Annotated in this window: 25 protein-coding genes; 16 read left to right on the forward strand and 9 right to left on the reverse strand. The window is 58.4% G+C overall.

What is annotated here, in order from left to right; all coding sequences use genetic code 11:
- Positions 1 to 256: 256 nt before the first annotated feature.
- Positions 257 to 1,447, reverse strand: coding sequence for a pyridoxal phosphate-dependent aminotransferase (locus BM222_RS16140; RefSeq protein WP_177243254.1), 1,191 nt, complete (start codon positions 1,445 to 1,447; stop codon positions 257 to 259).
- A 1,047-nt stretch (positions 1,448 to 2,494) separates the two neighbouring features.
- On the opposite strand from BM222_RS16140, the gene BM222_RS16145 reads away from it, so the two are divergent.
- The 3 genes from BM222_RS16145 to BM222_RS16155 are packed head-to-tail and all read left to right on the forward strand — an operon-like array spanning position 2,495 to position 5,376.
- Positions 2,495 to 3,793, forward strand: a complete 1,299-nt coding sequence (locus BM222_RS16145; RefSeq protein ID WP_244547158.1) for an amidophosphoribosyltransferase — start codon at positions 2,495 to 2,497, stop codon at positions 3,791 to 3,793.
- On the forward strand, positions 3,790 to 4,470 hold the full coding sequence (locus tag BM222_RS16150; RefSeq protein WP_092229213.1) for an HAD family hydrolase: 681 nt from the start codon (positions 3,790 to 3,792) through the stop codon (positions 4,468 to 4,470). Before BM222_RS16145 ends, BM222_RS16150 begins: the two co-directional genes overlap by 4 nt.
- Positions 4,471 to 4,473: 3 nt before the next feature.
- Positions 4,474 to 5,376, forward strand: coding sequence for an NAD(P)-dependent oxidoreductase (locus BM222_RS16155; protein ID WP_092229214.1), 903 nt, complete (start codon positions 4,474 to 4,476; stop codon positions 5,374 to 5,376).
- A gap of 363 nt (positions 5,377 to 5,739) precedes the next feature.
- Here the strand turns inward: BM222_RS16155 and BM222_RS43330 are convergent, their stop codons facing one another.
- Positions 5,740 to 6,261, reverse strand: coding sequence for a DUF5131 family protein (locus BM222_RS43330; RefSeq protein ID WP_092229215.1), 522 nt, complete (start codon positions 6,259 to 6,261; stop codon positions 5,740 to 5,742).
- A gap of 759 nt (positions 6,262 to 7,020) precedes the next feature.
- On the opposite strand from BM222_RS43330, the gene BM222_RS16165 reads away from it, so the two are divergent.
- From BM222_RS16165 to BM222_RS16180, 4 genes are all read left to right on the forward strand, one after another.
- On the forward strand, positions 7,021 to 7,296 hold the full coding sequence (locus BM222_RS16165) for a hypothetical protein (protein ID WP_092229216.1): 276 nt from the start codon (positions 7,021 to 7,023) through the stop codon (positions 7,294 to 7,296).
- A complete protein-coding gene (locus BM222_RS16170) occupies positions 7,289 to 7,537 on the forward strand; it encodes a hypothetical protein (protein ID WP_092229217.1) in 249 nt (82 codons plus the stop codon). The genes BM222_RS16165 and BM222_RS16170 overlap by 8 nt, the downstream gene beginning before the upstream one ends.
- Before the next feature lie 108 nt (positions 7,538 to 7,645).
- Positions 7,646 to 8,353 (forward strand): hypothetical protein, encoded by a 708-nt coding sequence (locus BM222_RS16175; protein WP_143105977.1) that lies wholly within the window; start codon positions 7,646 to 7,648, stop codon positions 8,351 to 8,353.
- Between the two features lie 232 nt (positions 8,354 to 8,585).
- Complete coding sequence (locus tag BM222_RS16180; protein WP_092229219.1) at positions 8,586 to 8,795, forward strand: hypothetical protein; 210 nt, start codon at positions 8,586 to 8,588, stop codon at positions 8,793 to 8,795.
- A 181-nt stretch (positions 8,796 to 8,976) separates the two neighbouring features.
- Here the strand turns inward: BM222_RS16180 and BM222_RS16185 are convergent, their stop codons facing one another.
- Complete coding sequence (locus BM222_RS16185; RefSeq protein ID WP_349509862.1) at positions 8,977 to 13,059, reverse strand: helix-turn-helix domain-containing protein; 4,083 nt, start codon at positions 13,057 to 13,059, stop codon at positions 8,977 to 8,979.
- Positions 13,060 to 13,127: 68 nt separating this feature from the next.
- On the opposite strand from BM222_RS16185, the gene BM222_RS16190 reads away from it, so the two are divergent.
- Both BM222_RS16190 and BM222_RS16195 read left to right on the forward strand, forming a co-directional pair.
- On the forward strand, positions 13,128 to 13,742 hold the full coding sequence (locus BM222_RS16190) for a type IV toxin-antitoxin system AbiEi family antitoxin domain-containing protein (RefSeq protein ID WP_092229220.1): 615 nt from the start codon (positions 13,128 to 13,130) through the stop codon (positions 13,740 to 13,742).
- A complete protein-coding gene (locus BM222_RS16195) occupies positions 13,739 to 14,641 on the forward strand; it encodes a nucleotidyl transferase AbiEii/AbiGii toxin family protein (protein WP_092229221.1) in 903 nt (300 codons plus the stop codon). The genes BM222_RS16190 and BM222_RS16195 overlap by 4 nt, the downstream gene beginning before the upstream one ends.
- A gap of 15 nt (positions 14,642 to 14,656) precedes the next feature.
- Here the strand turns inward: BM222_RS16195 and BM222_RS16200 are convergent, their stop codons facing one another.
- Both BM222_RS16200 and BM222_RS40060 read right to left on the reverse strand, forming a co-directional pair.
- Complete coding sequence (locus BM222_RS16200; protein ID WP_143105978.1) at positions 14,657 to 15,115, reverse strand: hypothetical protein; 459 nt, start codon at positions 15,113 to 15,115, stop codon at positions 14,657 to 14,659.
- A 340-nt stretch (positions 15,116 to 15,455) separates the two neighbouring features.
- On the reverse strand, positions 15,456 to 16,220 hold the full coding sequence (locus BM222_RS40060) for a hypothetical protein (protein ID WP_143105979.1): 765 nt from the start codon (positions 16,218 to 16,220) through the stop codon (positions 15,456 to 15,458).
- A 397-nt stretch (positions 16,221 to 16,617) separates the two neighbouring features.
- Here BM222_RS40060 and BM222_RS16210 point away from each other — a divergent pair, with 397 nt between their 5' ends.
- From BM222_RS16210 to BM222_RS41120, 3 genes are all read left to right on the forward strand, one after another.
- Positions 16,618 to 16,857 carry a hypothetical protein gene (locus BM222_RS16210; RefSeq protein ID WP_092229224.1) on the forward strand — a complete coding sequence of 80 codons (240 nt, stop codon included), beginning with the start codon at positions 16,618 to 16,620 and terminating at the stop codon, positions 16,855 to 16,857.
- A 329-nt stretch (positions 16,858 to 17,186) separates the two neighbouring features.
- The gene (locus BM222_RS16215) at positions 17,187 to 17,471 is read left to right on the forward strand and encodes a hypothetical protein (protein ID WP_092229225.1); all 285 of its coding nucleotides are present in this window, start codon (positions 17,187 to 17,189) and stop codon (positions 17,469 to 17,471) included.
- Between the two features lie 41 nt (positions 17,472 to 17,512).
- Positions 17,513 to 17,665, forward strand: coding sequence for a hypothetical protein (locus tag BM222_RS41120; RefSeq protein WP_177243256.1), 153 nt, complete (start codon positions 17,513 to 17,515; stop codon positions 17,663 to 17,665).
- A 1,324-nt stretch (positions 17,666 to 18,989) separates the two neighbouring features.
- Here BM222_RS41120 and BM222_RS16220 read toward each other — a convergent pair.
- Entirely contained in the window at positions 18,990 to 19,169 is a 180-nt protein-coding gene (locus BM222_RS16220) for a hypothetical protein (RefSeq protein ID WP_092229226.1), read from the reverse strand.
- A gap of 620 nt (positions 19,170 to 19,789) precedes the next feature.
- Here BM222_RS16220 and BM222_RS41125 point away from each other — a divergent pair.
- Complete coding sequence (locus BM222_RS41125; protein WP_177243257.1) at positions 19,790 to 19,954, forward strand: hypothetical protein; 165 nt, start codon at positions 19,790 to 19,792, stop codon at positions 19,952 to 19,954.
- 48 nt (positions 19,955 to 20,002) lie between these two features.
- Here BM222_RS41125 and BM222_RS16225 read toward each other — a convergent pair whose 3' ends face one another.
- Positions 20,003 to 20,185: a hypothetical protein gene (locus BM222_RS16225; protein ID WP_092229227.1), complete on the reverse strand. Its 183-nt coding sequence runs from the start codon at positions 20,183 to 20,185 to the stop codon at positions 20,003 to 20,005.
- A 723-nt stretch (positions 20,186 to 20,908) separates the two neighbouring features.
- Complete coding sequence (locus BM222_RS16235; RefSeq protein ID WP_092229228.1) at positions 20,909 to 21,550, reverse strand: hypothetical protein; 642 nt, start codon at positions 21,548 to 21,550, stop codon at positions 20,909 to 20,911.
- Positions 21,551 to 21,738: 188 nt separating this feature from the next.
- Here BM222_RS16235 and BM222_RS16240 point away from each other — a divergent pair, with 188 nt between their 5' ends.
- Together BM222_RS16240 and BM222_RS16245 are read left to right on the forward strand one after the other, a co-directional pair.
- A complete protein-coding gene (locus tag BM222_RS16240; RefSeq protein ID WP_092229229.1) occupies positions 21,739 to 22,818 on the forward strand; it encodes a dsDNA nuclease domain-containing protein in 1,080 nt (359 codons plus the stop codon).
- Positions 22,819 to 22,871: 53 nt separating this feature from the next.
- Positions 22,872 to 24,569 (forward strand): hypothetical protein, encoded by a 1,698-nt coding sequence (locus BM222_RS16245; RefSeq protein WP_143105980.1) that lies wholly within the window; start codon positions 22,872 to 22,874, stop codon positions 24,567 to 24,569.
- A gap of 4 nt (positions 24,570 to 24,573) precedes the next feature.
- Here BM222_RS16245 and BM222_RS16250 read toward each other — a convergent pair whose 3' ends face one another.
- Positions 24,574 to 25,212: a recombinase family protein gene (locus tag BM222_RS16250; RefSeq protein WP_092229231.1), complete on the reverse strand. Its 639-nt coding sequence runs from the start codon at positions 25,210 to 25,212 to the stop codon at positions 24,574 to 24,576.
- Between the two features lie 228 nt (positions 25,213 to 25,440).
- On the opposite strand from BM222_RS16250, the gene BM222_RS16255 reads away from it, so the two are divergent.
- Positions 25,441 to 26,145, forward strand: coding sequence for a hypothetical protein (locus tag BM222_RS16255; protein ID WP_143105981.1), 705 nt, complete (start codon positions 25,441 to 25,443; stop codon positions 26,143 to 26,145).
- Positions 26,146 to 26,200 lie beyond the last annotated feature (55 nt).

A 26,200-nucleotide genomic window follows, 5' to 3' on the forward strand; every position in this document is an offset into this window, starting at 1 on the left:
CTCGGGCCTGCTGCAACAATTTCGATGCGCACGACCTGGGGCTGCGATCCGCATACTTGATTGAGATCGCGACCGGGCCTTCTATTCCAGGATCAGGAGACGTGGCGCCGAAGAGGCAGCTACGAATCGCATTCTTTGATGTTACACCTCACCGATACTCGTCTTCACGGACACAGCTGCTTACACTGCACAGCGAAAGTTAAGAGCCGAAGCGCAGATTTATACCAAATGCCTTCATCTCAGACCTGACCGGCGGTTATCTGAGCCTAAGGCTGTTTAACGCCTGGACGATTCGCTTCAGTCCGATCGCCAACGTCTCTGGTGGAACGCCGAATGAGACTCGCAGGCCGCTGACGTCGCCAAACGCTTCTCCCCCAGCGCAAGCCACGTTAGTTTGCTTCAAAAGCCAGCTTGCAAAATCGTCTGTCACGCCAAATTGCCCCTCGTCCTGCAAAGCAGATGCAAGCCTACTTAAATCAAGATAGAAGAAGAACGCGCCGTCGGCGCGAGATACGGTTACATCACGGAGACTAGAAAGAATGTTAAGACCTATATCGCGAGCGCTGAAAATCCGTTCGTATGTCTCCCGCGCAACGTGGCCGCCGGCGCGAAAGTGCCTTATCGTGACCCGCTGCGCCTCTCGGCTTGGTGTTTTCGCTGCATATCCCCGAAGCTTTCTTGCGGCCGAAACGATGCCCCGAGGAGCGACGAAATAACCCAAGCGAGAGCCAGATATTGCCAATGCCTGTGAAGATGGATTGACCATGATCGTTCGCGAACGCACGGCGGGGTGCACCACCACGATCGAGTCATGGCGGTGCAAACCTGTGAATACCAATCTTGAATAGCGCTCGTCCGAAATGATCCATATTTGAGATTCGATAGCAAGCTCGGCGACCTTTTGCAATGTTGTTCGATTGTAGACTGCACCGGTCGGATTGTTGGGTGAGTTGATGATCATCGCTTTCGTGCGCGATGTGACGGCAGCTCGGATCGAGCTTACATCTGGGGTATATCGTGGTCGCCGAGCATCGACGAACACTGGTACTGCGCCAGCGGCGTGAACCAGCGCCGGTACTAACGGCTGCCAGGGCCGGATAATGATAACTTCGTCGCCCTTCTCCAGGACAGCCAAGCCCGCATTGAGCAGCGCCTCCTTTGACCCAGCAGTGATTGCGATCTCTTCCGGGCTCCAATCAAAGCCTGTCTGGGCCACGATCCTTTCCGCAATAGCTTTGCGGAGCGGCAGGTGGCCGATGGGATCCACGACGTCGCTTTTCCCCGATTCCCCGGCCACCGCCCTCTCGAGCGCTGATAACCCTGGATGGAAGATATCGTCGTTTGCGAGATCGATGAACTGGTGTTTGCAAAACGCAGAACTCGACGCCACGTCCTGGCCGCGCGGCGCATGCTCTGTGAAACAGAACGATGTCAGGAGGGACGGCAACGCGACCTCATACGGCAGTCGAACTCGAACGGCGTGCCTATGCTCGCGATCGCCGTTTGGGCTCAACATCAAGCGGAATGATCTATGGCTCGACTATCGCTGCAGAGAACGCCATCCTGGACTGCTTGCAAATACGGGACCTGCCATCGTTCTCCTTGCGAAGCGTTTCGCCGCCAGCGCGTGGACACCTCGCTCATTCCGGGTTCGAAGGGTTTCGCAAGCGTGAGGATTGGGCGTCGCGCCCCGCGACAGAGCCGTTGAAGGTGACATATCGCAGTTATTGGCCAAGCTGTTGGTGCATTTCGTGGTACTGGTCCGCGCTAGCGACACGGTGCGTCATGGCAAAGCTTCATGGTCCTGATCAATCACCAGCGTTGGTAGTTGATCAGGCGAGCGTCGAACGCCACTCTGGCATGCTTAGAGCCCTTCTCCTTAGTCCGGTCCCTAAAGCCCGCGTTGGCGGCCGTACGCAAAATGAAGGACATGAGTGAAAGATCAGAACGCTTTCTCCGGCTTTAAGCTCGGTATCCGATCGATCCGGTGTGGCGCGCTTCGCACATGGTCGTAGCATCCCGAACATCGCGTGGGTGCTTAAACGACGCACAATACCCACTCGATGGTTAGAATGGCTTGTGTTCGAGCTCTCCTCGCTCCGGAACTGACAGCCAACGCATGCAACGGGCTGGTACGACGCTTGCTTGAGGATGACGCGATCTGCCATCGAGGCGCCCCACCAGAGCGACTCCTTAACAAGTGGGTGACTATATGTCCGGTGTCGCCGGTGCGTTTCTCTGCGCTTCAAGCGAACCATCCTCACGTGTCGTTGACCAGCTGAACAAGATGATTCCGACACTTGCACTGCGTGGGCAAGCGGGTGTCGTAGTCTCCGCTTTTATGCAAGAGCGTGGACTCCGACATGGAAGGGCGTTTCAATCGCACGATAATCCAGTGCGCATTGACTGCATCGAACGGGATCCGTGCTTTCGGCCTCATGTTGCAATCGCCCAGATCCATAGCGCATCCTGTGGACCTGCAGATGGCCGCGACGTGCAGTCAATTCCTAGCCACCATTTTGCCATTTCTCTAGACGGCGCCTTGGTGAACGCTCATGAACTCAGGAGCGAATTACTCGCTCGAGGCCGACTAATAGATACCAACACCGACGCCGAGCTCTTACTGAGGTGGATTGAACAAACTTGCGAACGAGACTATTGGCGCCACGGCCGGACCGTAGACTACGAAGCTATCTTTCGCGAGCTTGATGATCGCATCGATGGTGCCCTTAGTGCGCTTTTGCTAGATACGGACGGAGATCTTGTTGCATACCGCAGTCGAAGCGGTTTGCGGCCATTGGAGACCATGCGAGCAAGTAATGGATTATTGCTGTTCGCTTCTGAAAATTGTGCCTTCGCAGGCTTGCAAGGTGAGACCCGCCAGCTCTTGCCTGGGAGCATACAGCGCGTGGATGCTAAGACGGGCGCCAGCGTTGACTATCCCCTGAACTGCCGAGGACAGAAGGCCAAGCTCTGCGCCTACGAAGCTATCTATTTGGGTAGTCCAAGCACGTCAGTCGAGGGCCATTCACATCGCCAAACCCGTTACAACATCGGGCGCTCTTTGGGCAGAATTGTTGCGGAGCGACTTCAAGCAGAGTCACTCTTGATGCCCCCAATCGTGTCCTCCATGCCGAATACCGGGGGACCGTACGCCGATGGCCTGTTTGACTCGCTCGCTGAACAGGGCATGCTTGCTACGCGTACTGACGTAATTGCAACCCAATTTCTTGAGCGAACGCTGCTCGGCAGAACCAGCGCCCGGCAATCACGCATTGCCCGGAAGTATCGAGTGTTGGAACGCGCCGCAGCTGAACGGACCGTAATTGTTGTCGACGAAGCCCTTATTCGAGGCGATACCAGCCAAGCCGTCACAACGATGCTCCATGCCGCTGGAGCCAAAGCCGTTCATTGGGCGATTGGCTCTCCTCCTATCGTTGCTCCAAACTACTACGGCATGGGTATTGATACGCTAGATGAGCTCGCATTCTGGCAGGCATTGAAGCGGCTGCCGCCCGAACTGCGCGCCCAGTGCCTTCGCTTTCACAGGATGGAGCCGCCAGCGCTCAGAATTATTGAGAGCAACATTGCGACGGCGATCCAAGCAGCATCGATAACTTACCTGCCGTTTAGCGCTCTTGTATCCGTATTAGCCAACAGGGTAGAGGGCATCGATCTGTCACCCTTCACGTTCGAAATGCCGACTCCCGCTGGACGGCAACGCGCGCGTGGACACTTGGAAGCGTTGCTGAACGCTCTTCCTGTCAATACCCGTTTGAGGTCAAGATCATGAAACCCGCTCTCGTATTTGACTGGAACGGAACACTGCTCGATGACACCTATGCGCTGCTCGAAACGACGAATGTCATTTTGGACCGCTTTAGTCGTCCGAGCATCGATATAAAGACCTTTCGAGATCGTTGTGATGTCCCCCTCTCTCGTCTCTATCATAGCCTTGGAATGTCGCATGAGGAGGTCGAGGCAGTGGAGCGTGACGAGGGCGCACTGTTCCACGACACCTACGAGCCTCTTGCGGATAAAGCCGATTTACGTGAAGGGGCGCGCAGAGTGCTGGAGTTGGCGCAACGAGAATCCGCACTGCTCATCATTCTCAGCAACCACATAGTTGCGCCTCTGAAGTCCCAGCTGAGACGACTTGGTGTGGATAACTACATCACCGAGGTGCTCGCGTTTGAGAGCCGTGCCACGCAGTACAAATCGATGAGCAAGGGAGAGCGACTTCGGCTTTATATGGAAAACCACAACCTGAAGCCGTCGTCCACCTTCATCATCGGCGATATGCCTGTCGAGACCGATATTGCACGTGATCTCGGGCTGACAAGCATATCCATTACCGGAGGATTTGTCTCGACCTCTCGCCTGCAAGCCGCGCGCCCGGATTACACGATCGACAACCACCACGAGCTGGTGCCCATCCTGCAAAGGCAGGGCTTCTTTTCAGGATGCTGAATCATGAGCAAGGGATCATCAGTGAACGCGCCTCTCAAAACTATCAAGCAGTGCATAGGACTTATCGGAGCGGGCCGCATGGGAACGGGTATCGGCATGAGCCTGCTGCGTCAGCAATTCGAACTCCACATCAAAGTCAACAAGAACCGGCTTGGTGCTGATCGCCTGACAGGTGCAGGAGCCCGAGAGCATAAGTCGCTCGCTGAGTTGGCGCAGCACGTAAGTGTGGTGGTGTTGTCCTTACCATCCAGCCGCGAGGTTGAGACGGTGTGCCTCGAGCACGATGGGCTGTTTGCGCACATGAGCCGAGGAGGTTTGATAATTGATTGCACAACCTCGTATCCTGCCTCGACCATTGCATTGGCCAAAGAGGCTCAAAGACGAGGTCTAAGCTTTATTGATGCTCCAGTGACACGAAGCCCCGCGCAAGCTGAGCTTGGCCTTCTCAATGCGATGGTTGGATCGGATGCAACACTCTTTCCCGCCGCCGAACGCATTCTGGCCGCGTTTTGCGAGACCGTGATGCATGCTGGCGATGTCGGACAAGGCCACAAGCTGAAGCTCGTTTACAACAGCATGACTATGGGCATAGCTGCGGTTGCCGCTGAAGTTTGCCAATTGGCAGATCGTCTTCAGATTGATCTTGTAACGCTGCGTTCCTTGGTCAGTCGGGGTTCTACTAACAGTGGAATATTTCAAGCCTTCGCTGCCTTTTTATTGGGAGAGAGACCAGATGCACTGGCAATCTCGATTGCGAATGCTGCAAAGGATATCGAGTGTGCGGTGCGCCTAGCGCGCGAGAGCGCGGTGTGCGTGCCGGTTCTGGATGCTGCCGCGCTGGAATTCAGCGTCTCGGTTGTCGCAGGCAAAGGTGAACTGACCCTACCGCATTTGGCCCGACAATAGACGCTTAGTATGAATTTAAGCGGACCATCTTTCTGCGTAAATGCCGCGAACCCGTCCGCCGGCACCTTGGTCGCGAGGTGGGTATTGCCAAAGCGCGCCGGGACGATCCGCCCATAAGCAGGCCGCTCTTCCTTGGTGAGCCAGCCGATGATACCGGAAGGCAAGGAGCGATTCAGCACTCGGTTCGGTGAGCGGCTTACCCTGTTCGAGCGTCATGATTGATGCGACGCAGGCTAGCGCGTGAACGTATAAGATCGGCCGCCATGCGCATGGTCAAGGCGGAAACATCATCCGCCCCGTTCGCATCGCAAACGCTTGAATGATTTGCGATGACTGTTGTGGAAACACTTCAACACCAAACAGCTAGCCATTTTGGCGTAAAACTCCCCTTAAGCCAAAATCGCGGATGCCTTCGCGGTTGGAAGTTCCATCCCACGTTCGCCCCTCCAACACGCGACCGGTTTGCTTTCTTTGCACTCCACCCCACTGGTAGGCAACGCCCGCGTCTATGCATTGATCCCGAATAGATCGCACCCAATCGGGCTCCATCGGACGCGCGGCGGGACCGCCTTCACCGCCCGCAATAGCCCAGTCAATGACCTCAAGATTAAGGTTCTCAAGCGGACCAAGCAATGGTTCGAGGCTCAAGAACTTAATGAATGCCGGTGTCGAACGCAGATGGTCATTCGATCGGTATATTCCTCGCTTTCGACGCTTACTCCCATCCAAACAATGTTCGGCCGCGGAAGTCGGTTCGCAACGCTGGCGAGCCGTTCTGCACGTTTGGTCAAGATTTTGAAACGTGTGATGTCTAGCACGTTGCATCACATCAAAAACTTTGCCGATGAATTCCAGTGGCACGTTCTCGTGGAACAAGTTCGACATCGATTGACGAAGATGACTTCTGCGGTCTTCCACTTGAGGGTATGTTTAAGACGGCATCGTCTAGAACGATTTTGCCATTCCTCTTAGCGCTGCTACCGGTCACGCGAGTCGTGCCCGCGTATTTTGGCTCCCCCATCGCTTCCAATGGGCGAGCAAGACGCATTGCGTAGCAGTTCGTGCATCGGTCGCACCGCCTCGTCTCTGAGCCTCAACAATGGTGTCGACGTAAAAGTGCAGTCCGCGTCCCCGCGCAGTCTCAGCGCGTCTACCGTCTCGATCCTCGGACATAACGTGGCTTTGTCGTCGTTCTCCGCGGCGTTGCAGGCGGAGTTCGCCGACGCAGTGGCGACAACGCCGACAAACTTCGGCACGCCGCCCTTCGGCGGCTCCAATATTCAAAGAGCGACGGGCAGCAACCTTAGATATAGCTCCGGTGTGGCGAAGCGCGGTTCAGTCCGCCTTGACCGGCTACGTCGCTCAAATCGGACAAAACGATCCCGAAGGGTTCATCCAGTAATCGAGCGCTGCGCGGCCGGGGACGGCTTGCGCGCGCTGCTGAGGACTGCGGCGGCTCGCACGGATGCACTGCGGTCTGTCGCGTCTCCCAAAAGACAGGCATCACAACATGGCAATCACGACAAGTGCAGGGCGGCCCCACGCCGCTTGACTGAGCATCAACGGAAGCGCGTTCCTTATCGAACGCGGCTCCGTCTCGCAGAATAGCATGCGCATGACTCTGATTTCTCGGCCTCGATCCCCATGGAACTCAACGGCGCAGCAAGCTTAGCTGCTATCGAGAATGGTAGCGGCGCCACCGTCACCGTGATGGCGCGCGGCAACACTGTTACCATCTTCACCGGCCGCGTGAGCAAGGTTAGCTGCGACTATATAGGCCGCACGATCAACGTGCTCGGACACGATCATTCGGCTGCGCTCCACGAAAACTGCTACAGCTTCTTCATCGCGCCGGACACGCCCTCAAGGAGTTGGGAGAGGACATCCTGGGTGACGATGAGGGAAGCGACGAATGACTGACGCTGTTCGCGACTTCGTCAATACCATGATCAACAGCGCCGAGGACATCGCGATCTTCGAGACGGGCAAGCCTGAGGAAGAGACGTTGCTGCGATTAAAGAATTTGAGTGAGAGATTGCGACGCCAGCTCACACCCATCGTCGGTACCGACCTTTCCAGCCGGACGGTGGAGGCTTTCTGCGGTGCCGTGATGGGTACGAAACGCGAGCGCGAGGCGCTAGGAGCCATGAACTTGCTTTAGGCCTGAGAGACTTCTGCCGAGAGCAACTATCCCGGGAAAATTTCTTTGCAGGTCTGTACCGCGGGTGCCCGGTCAGGCAATATATTCTTGAGGGGTCGGAGGTACTTCATGTCGGGCGAAAAACTTTTTAGCAATCCGGGACAGTTCTGGGCTTTAGTCGTTTCCATCTTGTCGTTGATGGTCGCGGTTACTGTTAACTGGTCGGTCTTTCAACAACCGCTGCTCGCATCTTGGCCGGTATTTGTAGTCATTGTCGCGGTCTATTTCACTTATGCGCTTACGCTCCGCTTCGGAGGCAAATACGCAGTGGGGTTGTCAACTTCACCGCCCATTGACGCGGTGGAGACCGTAGCGCCAATCCCGAAACCGGCAGCATCAAGCGCAGACGCGTTTCCAGCGTCTTCATCTAAATTGAAAGAGGAGACGTTCAAACTGGGCGATGATGGCCTTTTGATGGAAACCCGAATACTGAGGTTGGGCGACTATTGGGATATTCGACATAGGCTTGGTGTCGTGCGCGTCACGCTAAGGAACGTACCGAGAGAACAGGGCGACCTTTTTGCAGAACTCGAATTTACGACTGGCGGTTCTCTCATTTACGCAGGCGAAAAAGCAAAGAAAATAAGAACCAATCGGTTCAGTTTGCCGGCATCTTCATCGGGCAGTTCTTGCGAGGATAGCGCTGCATTCCAATTCAATTACTCAAATGATCACGTGAGCCTTCTCATCGTCCGGGTCGATCATATCAACGATCACAATGCGCAGGTTTCACTCTCAGTCTGCTCAATGTTTATGATGAAGACCCCTCAGCGTTAGGCAGCTCGCCTTCCGGTCGGAAAGGCGCCGAGCTACTGTGGGTCGTGTGGGTAACGCAGTGTGAATTGCACCAGTCTGGTTCATTGACTCGGTAACGCGCTCATGCATGATGGGACGCGTGCCGGCACGGGGTCGCAGCCCTCCCGGTTCTTCAAGGAGACCAGAACTGCCCAGCCGGCGCTTAAGGCGCCGAGCCGGCCGGGCTTGGTCCTTGAGGCGCGTGAAGGATGCGATGATGACGACTTACTCTAAGCCCACGTTTGCGGAAGCCCTCCTCCGTCACGCCGAGATGGCGGACCAGGACAACTACCGCGAAGCCCTCGCCCTTGAGAGCGCCGTGGTCCTTGCCGACGTGACGACCGTGGAAGAGGTTCGCCGGAAGTTGACCTTCATCGTCGACCGGGATCTGCTAGGGAGCGGTCTATGGCCATGCAGCGGCTGATCACCGAGATCCTGCAGAGAGACGTCGACACCATAGGAGCGACCATTCCCGAGCTGGGGGTCCAAGAAGGCTTATCAGCAACCCCTGCCCTGTAGATGGGCTCAAGTATGGGCCTAACAAGAAGACGCCAAAAAGCTTAATGATTATTGGCGCAAGGGGTGGGACTTTCCCGAGACTGGTCCTAAGGCTCCCAATCGAGGCGCTCGGCGTCCTCGTCGTGTCGACGCGCTTCCCATTCGTACCTCTCCGCCGCAGCATCGAGCGCCTTAGCAGTATGGGGGTGATCGTAAGCGATCGCTTTGGCCCACGTCCGGTACTTTGCAGCTTCCTGGCGTTCGAGTTCACCGCCATCGCCTGGCATGCGGGTGGTGACTCCGCGCCGGTTTCCCTTGCCGATCTGAAACCCTTCGATCATCGGCCTGCTACGAAAAAGGTCGATCACCTCCCGGACAGGCTCCGCTGGCCAATTACCGTCGGAGCCCATTGGCGAGGCCGACAGCATGTGGCCGATGCGGCTGTCGGCGACGTCCTCCCGCCCGGCCGCCTTGGCCAGGGCTCGCGCCTCCTTGATCCAAGCCTCCAGCACCTTGCCGTCGATCGAGCCGTCGTCGACTGTCCCGGGAATCCGATTCCAAAGCTCCAGTAAGCGGTAAGCCTGAGTGGCGACCGCTCGCGCATTTTCAGCGTTTTCCGGCTCGGGATCGACGACGCCACTTTCCTCGCTCGCCTTGAAGACGGCACTCAGCGTTTCGATGAACAGCGACGGTTGCTCAGAGAGCGCCGTTAGCAGCACCTTCGCCGGTCGGCGGGAATGCTCCAGCACCCGAAGATAGTTCCATTCCAAGGCGACCAGAGCGTTTCGGTCGACATCCTTACGCTCGTCGAGCAGCTGCAGAATCTCTGCAACGTAGTGCTGGAACATGGTCGCTTCGTTGCTGTCACCGTCATTTTCGAACGGTTGGCGGGCGGCCTCCTGCAGTACCTCGACCAGCAAGCTTGTCGGCAGATGAGCCTTATTGCCCCGCTCCGCCAGCGGCAGGGCGTGGCGGGCGCGGCCGACGCTGACCAGTTTATGGATGGCGTAAGCGACATCTTCGCCGTCGTCGCTGATCCAGAACACCGGCGCCAGGCGCCAGTATGTTGTTTCGATTTCGCCGCCGATCTCGGCAACCTGATCCCAGGTCCAGCGCTCGACTGGAAGTGCGCGGAGGATCGTTTGCAGGGCGGTGTCGCCCCATCTCTCGGCTCGCGCCTTCGAAATCAGCGCCGCCGCCCAGCGCTTCTTTCGGTCTCGGAAAATGGAGATAATCAGACCGTGCGCGACGTCTCGCTCGCGGGGGTGGTCGCTTCGAACTGCTGCTTCGAGTAGGACGTCGAGCTCGGGGGCCGACAGCCCGCTATCATGGAGGGCCTTGCCGAGATAGCCGGCTGTATCGGTCAGTCTGGCGAGTGACAGCACGGCCGCAATCCCGCCTTTGGCGTAGACTGCCTGCGCTGCTTTCTGCCGAGCGGCCTCGACATCCCGTTGTTCCGCTTCCCAGCCTGCCTTTGAAGGCTTCGGCAGCTGAACCGATTGCTGGAAAAGCCAGCCAGCCTGCTCGAGCGGATCGGTGGGCGCGAACCTGTTGTAGACCGCTTCTAGTCGATCCAACACTGCCGCTGGCAGGCTCCACTCGGGGTCCGGAAATTGTCGGTGATGATGGAGCACCCGTCGCAGCTTGTCCCAGAACGTCGTCCGATCGTTCTTATCCGTAATCCGCGGCTCTGTCGCCTCAAGCGCCTCCAGCGCAGCTGCTGGGTTTGGCGCCAGATCCCCAAGGCGGTCGAGCAGGAGTGACCACCGCACTGGGCTCAGCCCAACATCAGCAAGCAGGCGCTCGCTGATCCCGGTAGTCCCCCGCCCGATGAGGGCCCAGGTAACCGTCTCCGGATTGTCAACAGTGAAGTCTCGCCAACGCGGCCTAGGTGACGGGGTCGAGGTGTCGTGCCCCCGAGGCAAGATACCAAGCATCAGCTTCCACGCAGCGTTTGGCTCCCGCTTTCGAATCAGATCTAGCGCGCGAAGCCGCTCGTCGAGCTTGGCGTAGGTCTGCGGAATCCAGAGCAGATGGATCTCGCGCAGGCTGTTAGCTGGGCCATTTGTGTAGCGGCGTGGCTGGTTGTCGATGGCGTCCAAGCGCGCCAGGACGTGGGTCACCTGGGGCATCCAGTCGGGCGACCAGGCGAGCGCTTCGAGCGCCCCCATCAAGTCGGACAGGTGTTCGGCGCCGAACACTCCACCCTCGTCGTGACCAAAGAGGGCTCCAATGGGCGGGTCGTTCTGGTCGAGACTGTCTTCGATCGCGGTCAGGAAGGCGCCCGGTGACGCCTCGGCTAGCAGGCGAAAGTCGCGGGAAAGCGACCACCACCGCCGCTGATCGGCTTTTTGAAGCAGCTTTCCTACAATGTCGTCGGCCCGCCGAGCGGCGTCGGGCACAGCACGAACCCGATCACCCCATAGGGCGAGCATGATGAGAACCTGACCGATGCCGTGGCGCAGCATGCCCGAGTAGTCCCGGTGAATGCCGCGAACGGCCGCCATCCAGCGCTCGTCGGGATCCATGTCGAAACGCGGGTCCGCCGACCCAAGGACGGCGTACGCCGCGGCCTCAAACCGCTTGATGTCGGCGCTCGTCAGGTTGTGCGCGAGCAGAAACCAAGCATCTGACGGAGACGCGACACGCCAAGTCGAACCGATCTTCTGCAACGGGCTGTCGAATTGCCCGATATACGGCGCTAGAGCGGCGATCACCGTGTCGTAGGGCTGATCGGCAAGTTCCGAGAGCCGAGCCTGATCAGCTCCGGCGTTTTCATCCCAGCCCCCGGCCAAGAGTGCCGCCAGCAAGGCGTGCGGCGGCGGCTCCTCCGCCCATTTTGGAAGTCGCCCGGGAGCTCCCGGGATCAGGCGACGTAGAACGGCCAGATTGCGGGCACTGTCGCGGGCAAGCGCCTTGGCACGCGGCTCGGCAATGCCCGCCCCGGTCAACGCGCTGGCGATTCCTTCGCGTGACGGTCGGGCAAGGGTGCGGACCTCTCCGCGCGAGATCAGACGCTCGTCATAGGCCTGCAGGACGTAGTGGCCGCGCTCCGCAAGGCTCCGGGCTAGACCGGGCTCTGGTTCTGCCAGCAGCAGGATTAGAGGCGCGGGAGCATTGGCCAGGGCCCGGGCCGCAGCGACGGTTGTCGCGACAAGACAGCGCGCGCGGTAGGCATTCGCCATGTCGCCCGGCAGCTCGTTGAGGGTGGCGTGGAAGAATGCCACCACCTCTTCAGTTGTGGTCGCCTGGAGGGAGAAAACGGACGGGTCGCCGCGAAGCCAACGTAGGACCTCGGCGGCGTCCTGGTCGCGGTCGCTGAGAACTAGGTCTTCGGTCAAAGGCCATTGGGTCGCGAGCGACCATTCTTCCCAAACCTCTTCGAGCTCTCGTGTTCCTGGCGGCCGTTTGTCCAGACGGGCCGCAAGCCAGAGTCCGACCGCTGGCGTTTGCTCGATCCAGTGAACTAGGTCGTCGGCGTCATAGGCGAGGACCTTTTTCCAAGGACCTTCATCCTGGCGCGCCTTTGCCCATGCGTCCTTTTGCGGCCAGTGGCGCGGGGTGACGAATACATAGGTTGCGTTGGGAGGGTCGAGCGGCGCGGGTTTGGCCGTTCGCTTTAGGTAGTCATCGTTCGCCTTCTGGGCGATGTTGTTACGCTGGGCGCCGATCTCCCACCCGGCGTCGCCTAGAGGCACGTAGGCGCTTCCAACCACAGTCGAAGTACGGCCGTCCCAGCCAGGATGCCGCACGCCCTCATCGGCGGGGAAGCGAAGTTGGGCCGCCGAACCATGGGTGGCCTGAATCAGGTATGCTAGAAGGGTCGGCAGGCTAACAGCACCATCAGTACGGTTGGCCCAGTTCGAAAGATCTTCAGCGGTGACCCATCGGATCGGCGCGCCGGGACGGTCGGACTTGTTAATGATTGGCACGGCCGGCCCAATGACGGCGCCAGCAGGCAGGAACCGGATACCGGCCTTTTCGAGGGCGCCACGGATGGCTTGGGCGTTATTTGCCACGGGCGTCCGCTGTCCGCGCTCGAAATCGGCGACGGTCGACGTTGCCACTCCAGCCTCCTTGGCAAGGTCGCGCTGCGACCATGCAAGGAGTGCCCGTGCCGCCCGCACGTGCTTCGGTGTGAGATCCGTGGGAGAACCAGGCGGAGCCATGTCATAGTATATATATGACATCAGCTAAGAAATCTAGAATGTTCCTTTTCGTTGACAATTGACGATTTTTGCCAGCATTAGATAACAATATGGCCGAACGTCAGCTTAATTATCGCCAGCGCGCCCTTAGCCTCACCCGGGCTCGGGGGATTGCGCGCGCGCGCGATTTCAAGGCTGCCGGCATCCCTCTCGTCTACCTAAAGCGCCTAACCGACGCCGGCGATCTTGTCCGCCTCGGTCGCGGCCTCTACCAAGATCCCGAGCGCGTCGGGCAAGACGTGGCACACAATCTGGCCGAGGCAACGCGTTTGGTCCCGAACGGCGTTGTCAGCCTGGTCAGCGCCCTTCGTCAGCACGAGCTGACCACCCAACTGCCGCACGCTGTCTGGATGACCATACCTCACAAGTCCCGCACGCCGAATGCGCCGGGTCTGCGGCTGGAAATTGTTCGTGCGACCGGCGAAGCCCTAACCGCCGGCATCGAACACGTCGAGGTGGAAGGTGTGCAGGTGCCAATCTACGGCGTGGCGAAAACTGTCGCCGATTGCTTTAAGCATCGCCGCCAGGTCGGCGAGGACGTGGCGATCGAAGCGCTCCGCGATGCCCTGCAACAGAGGAAGACCACTCCAAGTGAGCTGATGAAGTTTGCGGCCATCGACCGCGTCGCAAGCCGGATAGAGCCTCTTATCAAGGCCATGCAATGACGGGCAAGATCGTCAAGGATCCAGCCGCGTCGATCCGTGCCAAACTGCTCGCGCACGCCAAACTGCACCGTGACGATTTCGGACGCGTGCTGACGCGCTACGCCATCGAACGCCTGCTGTTCCGTCTCGGCCAGACAGACGCCGCCGAGCGCTATGTACTGAAAGACGCGATGCTGTTCGTCACCCGGCCCAAGCATGTCTTTCGCCCCACTGGAGACCTCGACCTGCTCGGCCAAGGCGATCCCGATCCTGCAGCGCTCGCTGAACTCTTCACGCGCATCTGCCAAGTGGACGTTCCCGACGATGGTATCGTTTTCGACCCAGCGACACTGAAGGCCGAGCCCCTCCGCGAAGCCGACAAGTATCAGGGCGCTCGGTTGAGTTTGAAAGCATGCCTAGCCGGGGCGATCATCCCCGTGCTGGTTGACATCGGCTTCGGAGACCACGTCTATCCGCCGCCGAAGCGCGAGAACTTCCCCAGCCTACTGCCCGGCCTGCCGCAGGCGAATATCCTAATGTACCCACCCGAAACCGTCGTCGCCGAGAAGTTCGAAGCGATGCTCCGGTTCGGCGAGATCAACGGCCGGATCAAGGATTTCCACGACATCTGGGTCACAACGCGCACATTCCAGTTCGACCTGCCCAGCTTGGTCGAGGCGGTCGGCGGCACGCTTCGGCGCAGAGAGACGGCGTTCCCGACCGAGATGCCTGTGGGCCTCACCGAAGCATTTGCCCATCGCCGAAGAGCGTGGGTTGTGGACGGGCTTCCTCCGCCGGACTCCGCCAAGCCTCGAGCCGCCGCCGTTTCCACAGCTGCAGGAGGATCTGCGGCGCTTCTTCGGCCCTGTCATCGCCAGCCTCAGCGTCCCGGAGGGTGCGAAGGGCCGATGGGACCGTGATGCCGGTGCTTGGCGCTAGCATTCGTCAATGGGCGCGCGGGTTGCCCCCGAACAGCGCCGAAGGTCGCCGCCACAGCAAGTCCATTTGTCTAAACGCACGTTGAAATTGGGACAGTCTAGGCCGGGTCCCATTTTTGGCTGGAGCTGGACCGAGAGCTGCTCAAGGCTTTCGCGAACCTGATCAACGCTGCAGGGCTCAAGGCCGAGGTGGGCCCGCGCGGTAGCTTCGGCCTGAATGACACGCAAGTAATGGTTGGTTAGCACCTCGCCTTCACACGTAGCCAAGTAAGCTCCGTGCGACCGGTCTATGCCGATGCCGATCAGCCCATTCAGGCCGGCCTGCACCATAAGCCGGGTCATTCCGTCGCTCGAGCTTTCTACGTTCGCAGCAGCATCGAGCCCCTGGAAAAATGGGAGCGCCTGGACGAGAATCCGCCGCTTAAGGTCTTGTGCTGAAATGTGGTCTTCGGACACGTCCCTTTTCCTCTGAAGCGCCGCGAACAGGACTTGAGCACTACCGGCCAAGTCATTCCACTCGCCGCGCCACGCGCGCTGGTACGGGACCCAGCGTCACCCGGATTGGAGAAAGCGGAAGGTCCGGGACTATAGATTTCGGTGGACGGACCTGGAAAACGAAGCTGTTGCCCCGGCGGGTGAGATACTTGCCCTGCGTAAAATCGCCGTACAATGACGGTGCACGCCGGAAATCACCGGGAATCTATATTGGCGAAGGGTTTCAACCGAAGGTCATTGAATAAGCGACGCTATTTCGATTTTCTACGGTTAAACCCACGCCCTACCCCACGGGCTAGAATCAGGAGAGCAATTTCGGCTGTTCAAGTTTGCGCGGGTTATTGCGACGACCTCCTTTTCGACGAGGAACCTTTGCAACCTCTCGAAATACGATTCTCGGTCTGTGCCGGTCCAATGCTGTCGGTTCAGGTTCAGAGAACAAGAGAGCCTGCTGTAGATCATCTTCCTTTCGCACTGCGAATTTCGGCTCTTCTGGAATGGGCCATTCTTTTGGCGGCGGAAGCTCGGGGCGGTTGAGGATTGGATCCAGTGCCTGCCTTTCTTGCGGTGAAAGATGCTCGGTGATGAAATCCAGTTCTGCCCGAAGACTTCCAAGTTCTTTTTGAACATCATGCGGGCTCAATTCGCCAACTGAGTGCTCCAGCTTTTCAAGCCGCTTGCTGAAGCGATAGAGCTTACCAGGCGTTTTCAACCGCCGCTCAAATCGGTAGACGTCTTCCTTAGGGACACCCGCCTTTTTAATGAAAGGCGCGCAGACGTCTATTGCGAACTCTCTCGCGTCGTCGCACATATCGACAACGCTTTCTTTAAATCCCTTATAGTCCGCGATATGTCCATGGGCGGCCAGCAAAAGTGATCCAATCACCGTGATGCGGTCGACAAGTGAGCCCTCTTCTATTTGAACTTCGATCTCGACTTCGCCGCCGTAAATGTCGGCTGCCGTTCGAATAGCGACGCGCTTAGCATACCGCCCCAGCGATTGAATATCGCGGCGAGACGCTGAGTATGGTTTGAGATGAGTATATGCCTGAGCAAGCTCGGTCACTGAATTCCCCGTCGGGTGAGTTCAGCACGAAACAACCTATAACTGAAGCCGGGCAAGAACGGTTACCAACAACATCCACGTTGCCATCGCCTGTAAATCACTCAAATCGCACGCTTTACTCCCTGCCCTCCCCCGGAGGTGCAAGCATTCTCTACGGAAGCCAGCCCCGCGGCCATCCGCAACGCGATCGCGGCAGCCAGTCGACATGGCTCCCGGATGACCAGGGGCGAAGCTCGCAAGGCAGCGGCCGACGGACTGCGCGAGAAGATTTTGAGCTGGGGTCTCACGACGGCGGAGCGCCTCGCGCGTCTTGACGGAAGCCGTTGGCCCGCGTGTTGCCAGTTACAGCTCAGGACCGCGCGGCGATCGTCAGTCCGTGCCAAACCGGAGCAGACAGATGCAGACGTCATCCCTTTTCGAGACTCGCACCGACAAGACCGCTCTCAAAATGAAAGTGTTGGTTGCCGACCTTCAAAGGCGAATCGAACTGCTGGAAACCGACATCGCCCACGAAGAAGCGCGGACCCGGGTCCAAGACCTCGCTCACCCGACATATTCGATCCTTGCCCGAAACCTGCGGAGCCGGCGGGACAATCTTCTGGCGACGATCGCAATCTTGAAGCGCCAGTTGGACTGAACGGAGCGGCGCGCGACCTGATGCCGAATATACACCCACGACGCGTTGAAGGGGGCGCGCTCATTACTGCACTCGCAAAAAAAACGGCCCCGGCACAACCCGCCGGAGCCGTTGGAGGCCTCGACCGTAAGGGGGGCCCGAGGCTTGCTAAGGTCTAGCGGTATTCGGCAATCGGGTCTGTATCCTTTTGAGCATAGGGAGCCCTCGCGCTCTCTTAGTGTGACCACGCGCTTTGCTTTTCCACACCCACGACGCGCAGTAGCTCGCGCGCGTTCCGGGACACAACCCATCGACAATTTGACTCTCAGGCGCCGCGCTTCGATGGCGCCATGCCAAGACCTCGACGTCCTACACCGACGCATGCCGACGGCCGCCGCCTCAAGATCACCTTCGGCGAGATGCGCGAGATGGGCCTGCGCGACGTCATGGTCTATTGCCATTGCGGCCATCATATCGCGCTCAGCGCCGATCGCTGGCCGGTCGACACACGCCTGTCGGATCTTGAGCCGCGCTTCGTCTGCAAGGCCTGTGGTTATCGCGGCGCCGACGTTCGGCCCGACTTCGACCGAGGTGACCAGCGTCGAGCGATGAAGGCGAGAGAGGCCGCCAACTGAGGCGGCCTTACGCTCTCGGGGAAAAGTGGTAATGGAGTCCAATGAAGACTTATCGGGCTTTTGTCACCACGTTCGAAGGGCAGATTTTGGAGTCGGTCGATTTGGTCTGTGCGACCGAGGAGAACGCCAGAAAGCTTGCCGAGGGGTTAGTCGAGACTAACCCCGTCGAACTCTGGGATGGCCACGGCGCTTAGCGCGCTTTGAACCCAAAGGGACCAATTGAGGGCGGCGGCTGACCACCACTGCGGAATGGCGGCCTTTTATGCGTCCGTACCAACCACCGCGGCGCAAACAAAACCCCCAGCGCCTGCGACGCCGGGGGTGGGATCTAAGTATGACCTAGGTAACGCAATGGACGCTCGATAGCAAACTATCCTCATTGCCCTTTGTGAAGTGGTTCACAGATGGCCAAAAAAAAACAGCCTCAAGACCGAGGGATGAGTATCGGCTCACTGCCTTCCTAGAACGAGTGGCAGGGCGTTTCCCGAGTGCTTCGCTTATGTGAAGGCGACGCAGCATTGACCTTTCTTCCGGCCTTGGGTCGTGGGCACGCCCGCGGTGGCAGTCTCCCACAAGGGACACAGCCGACCGATGCCCCCCGGGTGACCGGCCGGATACGGCGATAATCTGACCGCGACCGTTCACGCGGTGCATTTTGTGTTTCCCCCGCTATCCACAGCCTCAGGTGCGAGTGGGATTGACAGTGCAGTTGATTCGGTCCTTCGGGCGGATAACCTCGTTTCTGGAAATGCCGGGATTTTGCGTAGTTTTGCGTAGGGGGAATCCATGGACAGAACCGAGCGAGCTTTTATCCTTATCGCGCTGACGGGATTTTATGTAATGGTCGCCGGGGTGGCTTGGCTAATGGTCACCTGATAAACCCATAGCCACGATACGCAGTAGCTCCCCGCCTTTCCGAGCCGCTTGGAATTGATCATTTGCGAGGTGCTTACGTCGCCGCTTCTATCGCGGCATGCCCTAGCTTCGTCGGGCGGCCCGCGCGCTGTAGCCGCGCCAGCGCGAACGGTCGGCCCAACAGGCCGCAACCGGATTCACATGTGTTGTTGCCGAATTCACCCGGCTGATTTGACCATGCGCCGGCCGCGGCCATCTCGAAATCGCCGCGGCTTCGCGGCAACACAGCTCGAGCGGCCTTAAGGTTAGTCCTAAAGAGGATTTAACACCTCCGTCGAATCAGCGTCTTATGTGCTCGTTCCTGAAGCGCATTTCGTGGAGCACATAATGAAAATCATTTTTTCTAACACTGACAATCCCCCCAAGACCTGTGAGCTGTGCTTGGAGCCGATGAAGTTCTTGAGCGAACAAGCCGACTGTAGGTTGTTCAAATGCAACGATTGCGCGCTGGTGAGCACAGATCGGGCCGTAGACGTCGCGGCGCCCTTCCAAGCGCCATCTCCAAGAAGGCCTTCGTTCTGGCGTTGATGCGCCCCGGAAAATGGGACCCTGGCGCTTTCTGCTCTCGCTTCGATCACAAGAAGAAGACAGACTAAGGCAGCTCTACTGCCTTTCCTGGTGCTTCAGCCGAACGACATGCCGTTCTCGTCGCCAGACATCAAGGTCGTGCCCATCGAATAGTTGGGCCGCCTTCTCCTTGGCTTCTTCGTCGTTGGCGCAATCCAGCTCATGCACGCCGGTAATACGCCCGTCATCGTCTAAGATGTAAGCGCGGTAGTGCATGGCAGTCGTTCCCCGATAGGGACGATCGTACCATCGACACGGTGACGGGAACAAGATCGTGCGCGCGTGGAGAATTAAGCCACTCCGGGACGGCGACTGGCGGGCTTTACTCTTTCCAGTAGAGCCGTTTGCAGGTCGGACAATCGTAGACGTTGACCTGGCTATTTTTGCGAACGTCAAAGATGCGTGCTCGGAAGCTCGTCGGGGCTCGGCATCCTCGCACCGGGGGGCATTCTTCACCTTCGTGTCTTCTGCCTCTGCCTCTGCCCCGTGTCCTCATTGACGGGACCTGCATACAACAAATGGGTGGCGGACATTTAAGCAAGTTAGTCCGCTGAGCGAATTAGGACACTCCCCAATTCAACTAAAGACACCGGGGGTTAGATAGGGACAGCACCCCGAGCCCGATAGGAACATTCCGGGAAATAAGGACAAACCCAGACGTGCCCGCGCGTCGCGTGTCGGTCAGAGTGTGTCAGGAACAAAGGCCACTGAATAAGCTTGTGAGTCTCGCTGGCTCGGCGACCGAGCTGGCGGAGTGGCCCCGGCCTCCCCTCAATAGCCCCCTGAAGCCGGGGCCGTCTCTCCGACATGTCATGACCCAAACTGAAGAGGGATCAATGACCGTTTTCGTGTATGTGAACACCGCCAAACAGGTGGGCGACAAGGATCACATCAAGGTTTTCGCTACTGTGGATGCAGCGGAAATGTGGTTCGATCAGAACGATCCGGAAGGCGTCGCTTTCGAATACGACGTGATCGAAGAGGTAGGCCCGCCAGCGTGAACCGGCGCGGCGATGTGAATGGGGGAACCCGGTCCCGCTCCAACTATCTCAGTGAGATCTGGTCTCTCGCCTAACTGCTTCGATGCGTTTTTCGACTATCGCAGAGATCGCGTTTGCTTGCTCCGGCGTCATCTTACCCGAAGCGACTTGCGCCAGCAGATCCGCTTGCAGCGTCACCAGCTCTGGGAGGCTCATCTCATCGATGATCTTCGCTACCGCGTCGTCCGACATCTCAGAATCCCTTCGCTGTTCGATTTTTGAGCCTGGGCGCGAGCAGTGCGACCTCTGGCGGCCTTCGGCCGCTCCGCACAGGTCGTTCGGCCCGACCTTTCCATCCGAGCCTCGCTGTGGTGGAATGTCCATACCCACGACGCGCTGTGGCTTTCGCGCGTTCCGGGCCACTAGCAATCGACAATCTGACTCCCGCCGGGGACGCGCTTCGATGGCGGAATGCCACGCCCTCGACACCACACGCCAACACATTCCGACGGCCGGCCGCTCAAGATCACCTTCGGCGAGATGCGCGCAATGGGTTTGCGCGGCGTCCTGGTGTATTGCCACTGCGGCCACAACGTCGCGCTTGACGCTGACCGCTGGCCAGACGATGTCCGACCTCGAGCCGCAGTTCGTCTGAAAAGGTTGCGGTTACCGCGGCGCCAACGTGAGACCGGACTTCGAGCAGGGTGACGCGCGACGTGCAATGTGTAGACTCTTGCGGCGTCGGACATGATCGAACAGAGATGTTCGAAAAGTGCTTTTGGATCAAGCACATGTTCGACACGGAAAGACGGATTAGGACGGATTAGGACTAGCAGATGGCGGAAGGGGTGGGACCGCCTGCTAAACGATCGAAGTCATTGATCTACTGAGGGAAAGTTCGACCCTTAGCATGCCAACTGTAGCACGTCGCCGTAGCACGGTCGAGCCGGTGCATTCCCCCCCGCAATCCGAGACCTATGTTGCGTCGGTGCGAAACAACACTCGGTACTTCGCACCGAGCGCTTCGACCTCTCCAAACTCGTGGATTGAAAGGTACGGGCTGCGGTTTTTGAGAATTTGTCTGACCTCTCGCTGCCCAAAGGTGATCAGTTGAAGAAAATTGCCGATTGTCTTCCCGGACTGCTTCGCCCTCGCTTGCGCCTCTTCAACGTGTGTCGAGCGACGCGGCCTGAAGTCAACGGCCAAGTCTACGTCTCCGAGGTCTGCCGCATCTTCGATGTAACTACCAAAAACGCGCACCTCGCGGACGCGGTGGGTCAGCTCGTCACGACCATTCACGAGCCGCACGCGCTCAAGGAAGTCAGCCACCAGCTCATCCGCCTCGGTGCGGGTAATGCGCCGAACAAACTTTGCGTTGCACAGTTGCCTTCCAAGGTCACTCGCAATGTAGCAGTTCTGGCCTGACGCATTTGGGTTGATCTCGATGTAGCCAGCCTCAAGCAGCGCATTTTGGACCAGCTCCGCCTTAGCCCGATCGCAATGGAGACGATCGCTGATTGCTGATAGGTGGATCGGGCCATCGTCGGCCCACCTCAAAAGGTCCCGCACTTTCATCAATCGCACGCCAGCGATTTCTTCGTCACGTCTTACCTGCATAGCGTCCTGTCTCGGGGCCGAATGTTGCGATGCAAAATTCCAAGTGCTCAAGCCCCTACCCGCCGACCTTCCGCCGCGATCGGCCCATCATAGGTCGAAAGTGGAACGGCAGAAGGGCCCACTAGAGGCTCGCGCCAGTTGCGTGATACCCGAAGCTCGCGTCTAATGGCTAGGCTTTGCGGGGGCTTATGACTGGACTAACAACAACGCTCGTCGCGGCCAAGCCGCGTGAGAAGGCGGGACCTCGAACCGGGGCGCGTTATGCGTTCCAGCTTCACGTGTCACTCTCGAAGGTGCTGGACGTACATGCGTCAGGAGCAGACTACCGGGCACTTTTCGATCACTTCGACGATCTTGTCCTACTCAACAAGTCCAACAGCCCGGATCGGATCGACTTTTTCCAGATCAAAGGCAAGCAGCAAGGCAGTTGGACCGCGAGTGGCCTCTGCGCCTTAAGCGATGACATTCCTAGAACCATTATTGGCAAAATGTATCACAACACAAAAGACTTTGGTTCGGCTGTTGGGGCATGCTCATTTCTCACGAATGCACCATTTCAGCTCACGCTTGCTGACGGCACGAAGACAACGCCGGACCACATAAAGATCACGTACGCGAGCGTTGGGGCAGACGATAAAAAGCGCTTTTCCGCTGCACTGGACGCCGATTTTCCGTCACCTCGTACTCCTTCAGAAGACGACGTGTTATGCTTTGAGCGGACCGACGTTCCCGTGACCGGGTACGACGTGTTCTTGAAGGGAAAGTTGGTTGATGCCGCGTCCACAAAGGACGGCCTGGCAATCACTGCGCTCTATCGCACCCTTATTGAAGATGTCACGGCGAGAGCACATGACACGACGGAATGCACTTGCGTATCCGATGTGTACTCGCGCAAGTCTTTAGGGCGTGATGAAATCGAGGCGGCCTTCACCGCGGCTGAAGCGCGCAGGGGAATACTTGATGACTGGGCCGTCGTCGATGATGCGCTGAAGGAAGCAGGTCGCGGCACCGTTGCTCGTATCAAAGCCAAGACAGCGATGGTCTCTTATCTACGCGATCGCTCAAGACGTGCCCATGAGGCCGTTGTTTTGGCCGCCGACGTGCGCGATGCCTTGCATAAGGTCAAAGCTTCAGCACAACAATGTGGAAGCTTGTTGACGGCCACAGAACTTGTCAAGGCGGCCCTCCCCACGCCCAAGCCATCTCACCCGATAGAGATAGTCGAAGCTGCGATCCTCTTGGAGCTATATGAGGCGCTGAATGGATGAGCAGCGCGTGTTCGGACTGCGACGACTGCTGCTAAACATTGGGAGAAAGCGGCGTGACCACAATGAAATTCAACAAGGTCTGGCTTCTATCTCAGGAGGAGCAGCGCGCCTTGATGATCGAGTTCGACCCGGGCGCGACGGTTCTTCGGGCCGCGAACGGGTTCGGCAAGTCGGCCCTCCTAAAAAGCCTGTATGATACCTTCGGTGCCGAACCACATCGGATCGATCAGAGCTGGCGAAGCGCGCAGGTAGTTTCTGCGGTCGATTTTGAAGTGGATGGAAAAGCACACACGATAATGAAGTTTGCGGGCACGTATACCGTGTTCGATGCGTCTGGGAGACGCGCCCTGCAAACGACATCTGTCACGCACGAGCTGGCTCCATTCCTTGCGGACCTATTAGATTTCAGGCTGCTGATGACCGATCAACGCGAGCAAGTGGTGGTGCCACCACCTGCATACGCATTTGCGCCCTTCTACATGGATCAGGACAAGAGCTGGACATCGGCTTGGGAGCCGTTCCGGAACATGTACTTGCCTCGCTCGTCTGCAACGCTTGCTGAGTATCATACCGGCCTTAAGCCCAACTCTTATTACGTAGCTCAGGCAGAGAAAGACCGCTTGGCCGTTACCTTGCGGGACGCTCGCGCACGTTTGCAGGGCCTCAGCGACGCTGTCGAGCAACTCCGAGCAGTGGAGCCCGAAACAGCTATCTATTTCAATCTTGAAGACTACGAGGCCGAAACAAATCACCTACTCGCTGAGTGTGCTCAGTTATTGGACCAACAGACAGCGCACAGAGCAAAGATGTCCGAACTAGTCGATGCACGCGCTCTTTGGCAATCACAGATACAGGTGACCCGGGCAGCTCTTGGCGAACTCGATGATGTATTTAAGAGCGCGGTAGGACACCCTATCGATGTTGAGTGCCCGACCTGCGGCGAGCACTACACAAATGACATCGCCGCAAGGTTCAACATCGCGGCGGATACCGAGGCTTTGGTTGCGGTTCTGCGCCATGCCCAAGAGCAGCAGGAAAAAATACAGAAGCAGATCGAGGCGGCACGAACAGAAATTGGCCAAATCGAAGCTTCGGTCTCCAGAGTTCGAGCCGTCCTTGCTGTTCGTAAGAATGATCTCACGTTCGGGGAGATCGTAGCTGCAGAAGGGCGAAATGCAGCGACCCGTACCTTGCGCGACCGCATAGGAGCGGTGGAAACCGAGATCGGTCAGCTCGTTACGCAGATGGACGAGAAGAGTGCCGAGATGCGTAAGTCTCTGGATCGCAAGCGTGCGCGAGTTATCAAGGACTTCTTCTCCACCAACTTAGTTAGCTTCGCACAGGAACTTGATGTCCGCATTGGTGACGACCGCACGGCGTCAATCTCGGCGACCCCCCATGCTCGCGGCAGTGAAGGTCCGCGTGGCCTTGCGGCATACAGCTACGCCTTATTGCATACTGCGCACGAGTTTGGGTCGTCGGCCTTTTGTCCAATCGTGATCGATGCGCCGAACCAACAAGGACAAGACGCTCAACACCTGCCAGCAATCATATCATTCTTGGTCAAACGGCGGCCGTCAGCCACCCAGTTGATCCTTGGCGTCGAGGAGGCTGTTGGCATTACGAGCAACGATGCACGCATCCAAGATGTTGGTGAGCGCAAGAACCAGTTGCTGAGCAGCAAGCAGTTTGCGATGGTCCGCGAACATTTGCGCCCTTACTTGGCTCAGCTTGTAACGCCGCCTAGCTAATGCTTCAGGTGGCCCATTGCGCCAGCGCTGCTTCGGCCCCTGCTGGGTCCCCCTTGATCCGATAGATTGTCTGTCGGCTTAGTCCTGTTGCTGTCGCGATCTGCCCCACGCCCGCTGACTGCTCCAGCATATTTCGCACGGTTTCAAGTTGGTCCTTGTCAAACGTGGGCTTCCGTCCACGGTACTTCGTCTCACCTGCCGTCGCCTTCGCGAGAGCGATGCCGCCGCGCTGTGCTTCCTTAATGGCCTCGGCGTTGGCCTGCGCAGTGGCGGCCATAAAGGCAATGAGCGCGTCCCTGACGGCCTGCTGCATTGGGTCTTTGGTTGCCCCGTCGAAGGTGAGCCCGTTGATCACCGTGCGGATCACGACGCCGCGCCGCATGAACTCCCTGATGGTGTCGCAAACGTCCCCGTAGTTGCGCCCGAGCCGATCAATCCAGCGGACGACGAGAATGTCCCCGCTGCGGAGAATGTCGAAGAGGCGCTTGCCCTCGGGACGTTCGACGAGCCGTGTGCTGATGCCCGAGACGCCATGGTCCGCGACAACGCGGTCGATCTTGAAGCCTGCGGCCTCTGCTCCGATCCGCTGATGCTCGACAGTCTGGTCGGTGGTGGAAACTCGTGCGTAGAAAATCGTGGCCATCGATCGCCTCTGTTGTCCGCTAGGGTATCGTCCGTTGTTTCTCATGTCCGTTGACCGAAGTCAACCCTAGCGGACGCGCTTTCGGATGCTTTGGACTTGTCCGCACGGGCATACCCTATCGGACGCTCCTGCCGCCATGCTCGGAGTATCCGGGGACAACTTGCAAAACACGATCAACCGTTGCGTGAGCGCATGTACTCTCCAATGGCGCGAAACGAGAGGTTAGACGTGGACACACCCAATCGACTACCCGACTTCCCGGACGATGCGCCCGGCAGGTTCGGCTACTCAGTTGCCAAGGTCAGCCTTGCTGCAGTGCCGTTCGTTGGCGATGCCCTTCAAGAAATTCTTGAACGCGCCATCGGAGAGCCGCTGAGGAAGCGGCAGGAGGAATGGTTCAAGGAGATCGGTAAGGGTCTTCAGGATTTTCAGGACCGTCTGGATGGCTTCGATCCGAGGGCGTTAGGAGAGAACCCGGCCTTCGTTGGCGTCGTGTACGAGGCGACAGATCAGGCCATGCGGGCGCAAGATGAAGACCGGCTGGAGGCACTCCGAAACGTGGTGCTCAACACCGCCGCAGGCATCGCAATCGACGACGTGTTGCGTGGCAGGTTCATGGGTTACGTCGGCAGGTTCTCAACGGCACACGTTCGCGTTCTGAAGGCAATGGACAACCCAAGTGGCTCACCCGCCATGGTGGCGCAGGCGAAAGGAATGATGATGGGCTCCTTCTGGCCCGTGCTGCTGGCTGGCTTGCCGGAGTTTGGACAGCGCGAAGACCTGCTTGAAGTCATCGTTGCAGAGCTTGAAGCCGAGAGGCTCGTCGAGGGATCGTCGAAGGTCATGATGTCGGGCGGTTCGATCATGAACCAGAAGTCTACCGCACTGGGTAGAGCGTTCCTCCAGTTCATCAGTACCCCCCAGATTGCTTGATGGGTTGACGAGGCACGGGACGCCCGAACTCCCACATTGCCATGGGGGGCAAGGG

Origin of the sequence: Bradyrhizobium sp. Gha (genome assembly GCF_900113735.1) — a bacterium.
Classification (GTDB): Bacteria; Pseudomonadota; Alphaproteobacteria; order Rhizobiales; family Xanthobacteraceae; genus Bradyrhizobium.

Excerpts from the sequence above, each read along its gene's own strand:
- BM222_RS16150 (WP_092229213.1), top strand. The coding sequence starts at position 3,790 with ATGAAACCCGCTCTCGTATTTGACTGGAACGGAACACTGCTCGATGAC.
- BM222_RS16155 (WP_092229214.1), top strand. The coding sequence starts at position 4,474 with ATGAGCAAGGGATCATCAGTGAACGCGCCTCTCAAAACTATCAAGCAG.
- BM222_RS43330 (WP_092229215.1), bottom strand. The coding sequence starts at position 6,261 with ATGTCGAACTTGTTCCACGAGAACGTGCCACTGGAATTCATCGGCAAA.
- BM222_RS16165 (WP_092229216.1), top strand. The coding sequence starts at position 7,021 with ATGGAACTCAACGGCGCAGCAAGCTTAGCTGCTATCGAGAATGGTAGC.
- BM222_RS16170 (WP_092229217.1), top strand. The coding sequence starts at position 7,289 with ATGACTGACGCTGTTCGCGACTTCGTCAATACCATGATCAACAGCGCC.
- BM222_RS16175 (WP_143105977.1), top strand. The coding sequence starts at position 7,646 with ATGTCGGGCGAAAAACTTTTTAGCAATCCGGGACAGTTCTGGGCTTTA.
- BM222_RS16180 (WP_092229219.1), top strand. The coding sequence starts at position 8,586 with ATGATGACGACTTACTCTAAGCCCACGTTTGCGGAAGCCCTCCTCCGT.
- BM222_RS16185 (WP_349509862.1), bottom strand. The coding sequence starts at position 13,059 with ATGTCATATATATACTATGACATGGCTCCGCCTGGTTCTCCCACGGAT.
- BM222_RS16190 (WP_092229220.1), top strand. The coding sequence starts at position 13,128 with ATGGCCGAACGTCAGCTTAATTATCGCCAGCGCGCCCTTAGCCTCACC.
- BM222_RS16195 (WP_092229221.1), top strand. The coding sequence starts at position 13,739 with ATGACGGGCAAGATCGTCAAGGATCCAGCCGCGTCGATCCGTGCCAAA.
- BM222_RS16210 (WP_092229224.1), top strand. The coding sequence starts at position 16,618 with ATGCAGACGTCATCCCTTTTCGAGACTCGCACCGACAAGACCGCTCTC.
- BM222_RS16215 (WP_092229225.1), top strand. The coding sequence starts at position 17,187 with ATGCCAAGACCTCGACGTCCTACACCGACGCATGCCGACGGCCGCCGC.
- BM222_RS41120 (WP_177243256.1), top strand. The coding sequence starts at position 17,513 with ATGAAGACTTATCGGGCTTTTGTCACCACGTTCGAAGGGCAGATTTTG.
- BM222_RS16220 (WP_092229226.1), bottom strand. The coding sequence starts at position 19,169 with ATGCACTACCGCGCTTACATCTTAGACGATGACGGGCGTATTACCGGC.
- BM222_RS41125 (WP_177243257.1), top strand. The coding sequence starts at position 19,790 with ATGACCGTTTTCGTGTATGTGAACACCGCCAAACAGGTGGGCGACAAG.
- BM222_RS16225 (WP_092229227.1), bottom strand. The coding sequence starts at position 20,185 with ATGTCGGACGACGCGGTAGCGAAGATCATCGATGAGATGAGCCTCCCA.
- BM222_RS16235 (WP_092229228.1), bottom strand. The coding sequence starts at position 21,550 with ATGCAGGTAAGACGTGACGAAGAAATCGCTGGCGTGCGATTGATGAAA.
- BM222_RS16240 (WP_092229229.1), top strand. The coding sequence starts at position 21,739 with ATGACTGGACTAACAACAACGCTCGTCGCGGCCAAGCCGCGTGAGAAG.
- BM222_RS16250 (WP_092229231.1), bottom strand. The coding sequence starts at position 25,212 with ATGGCCACGATTTTCTACGCACGAGTTTCCACCACCGACCAGACTGTC.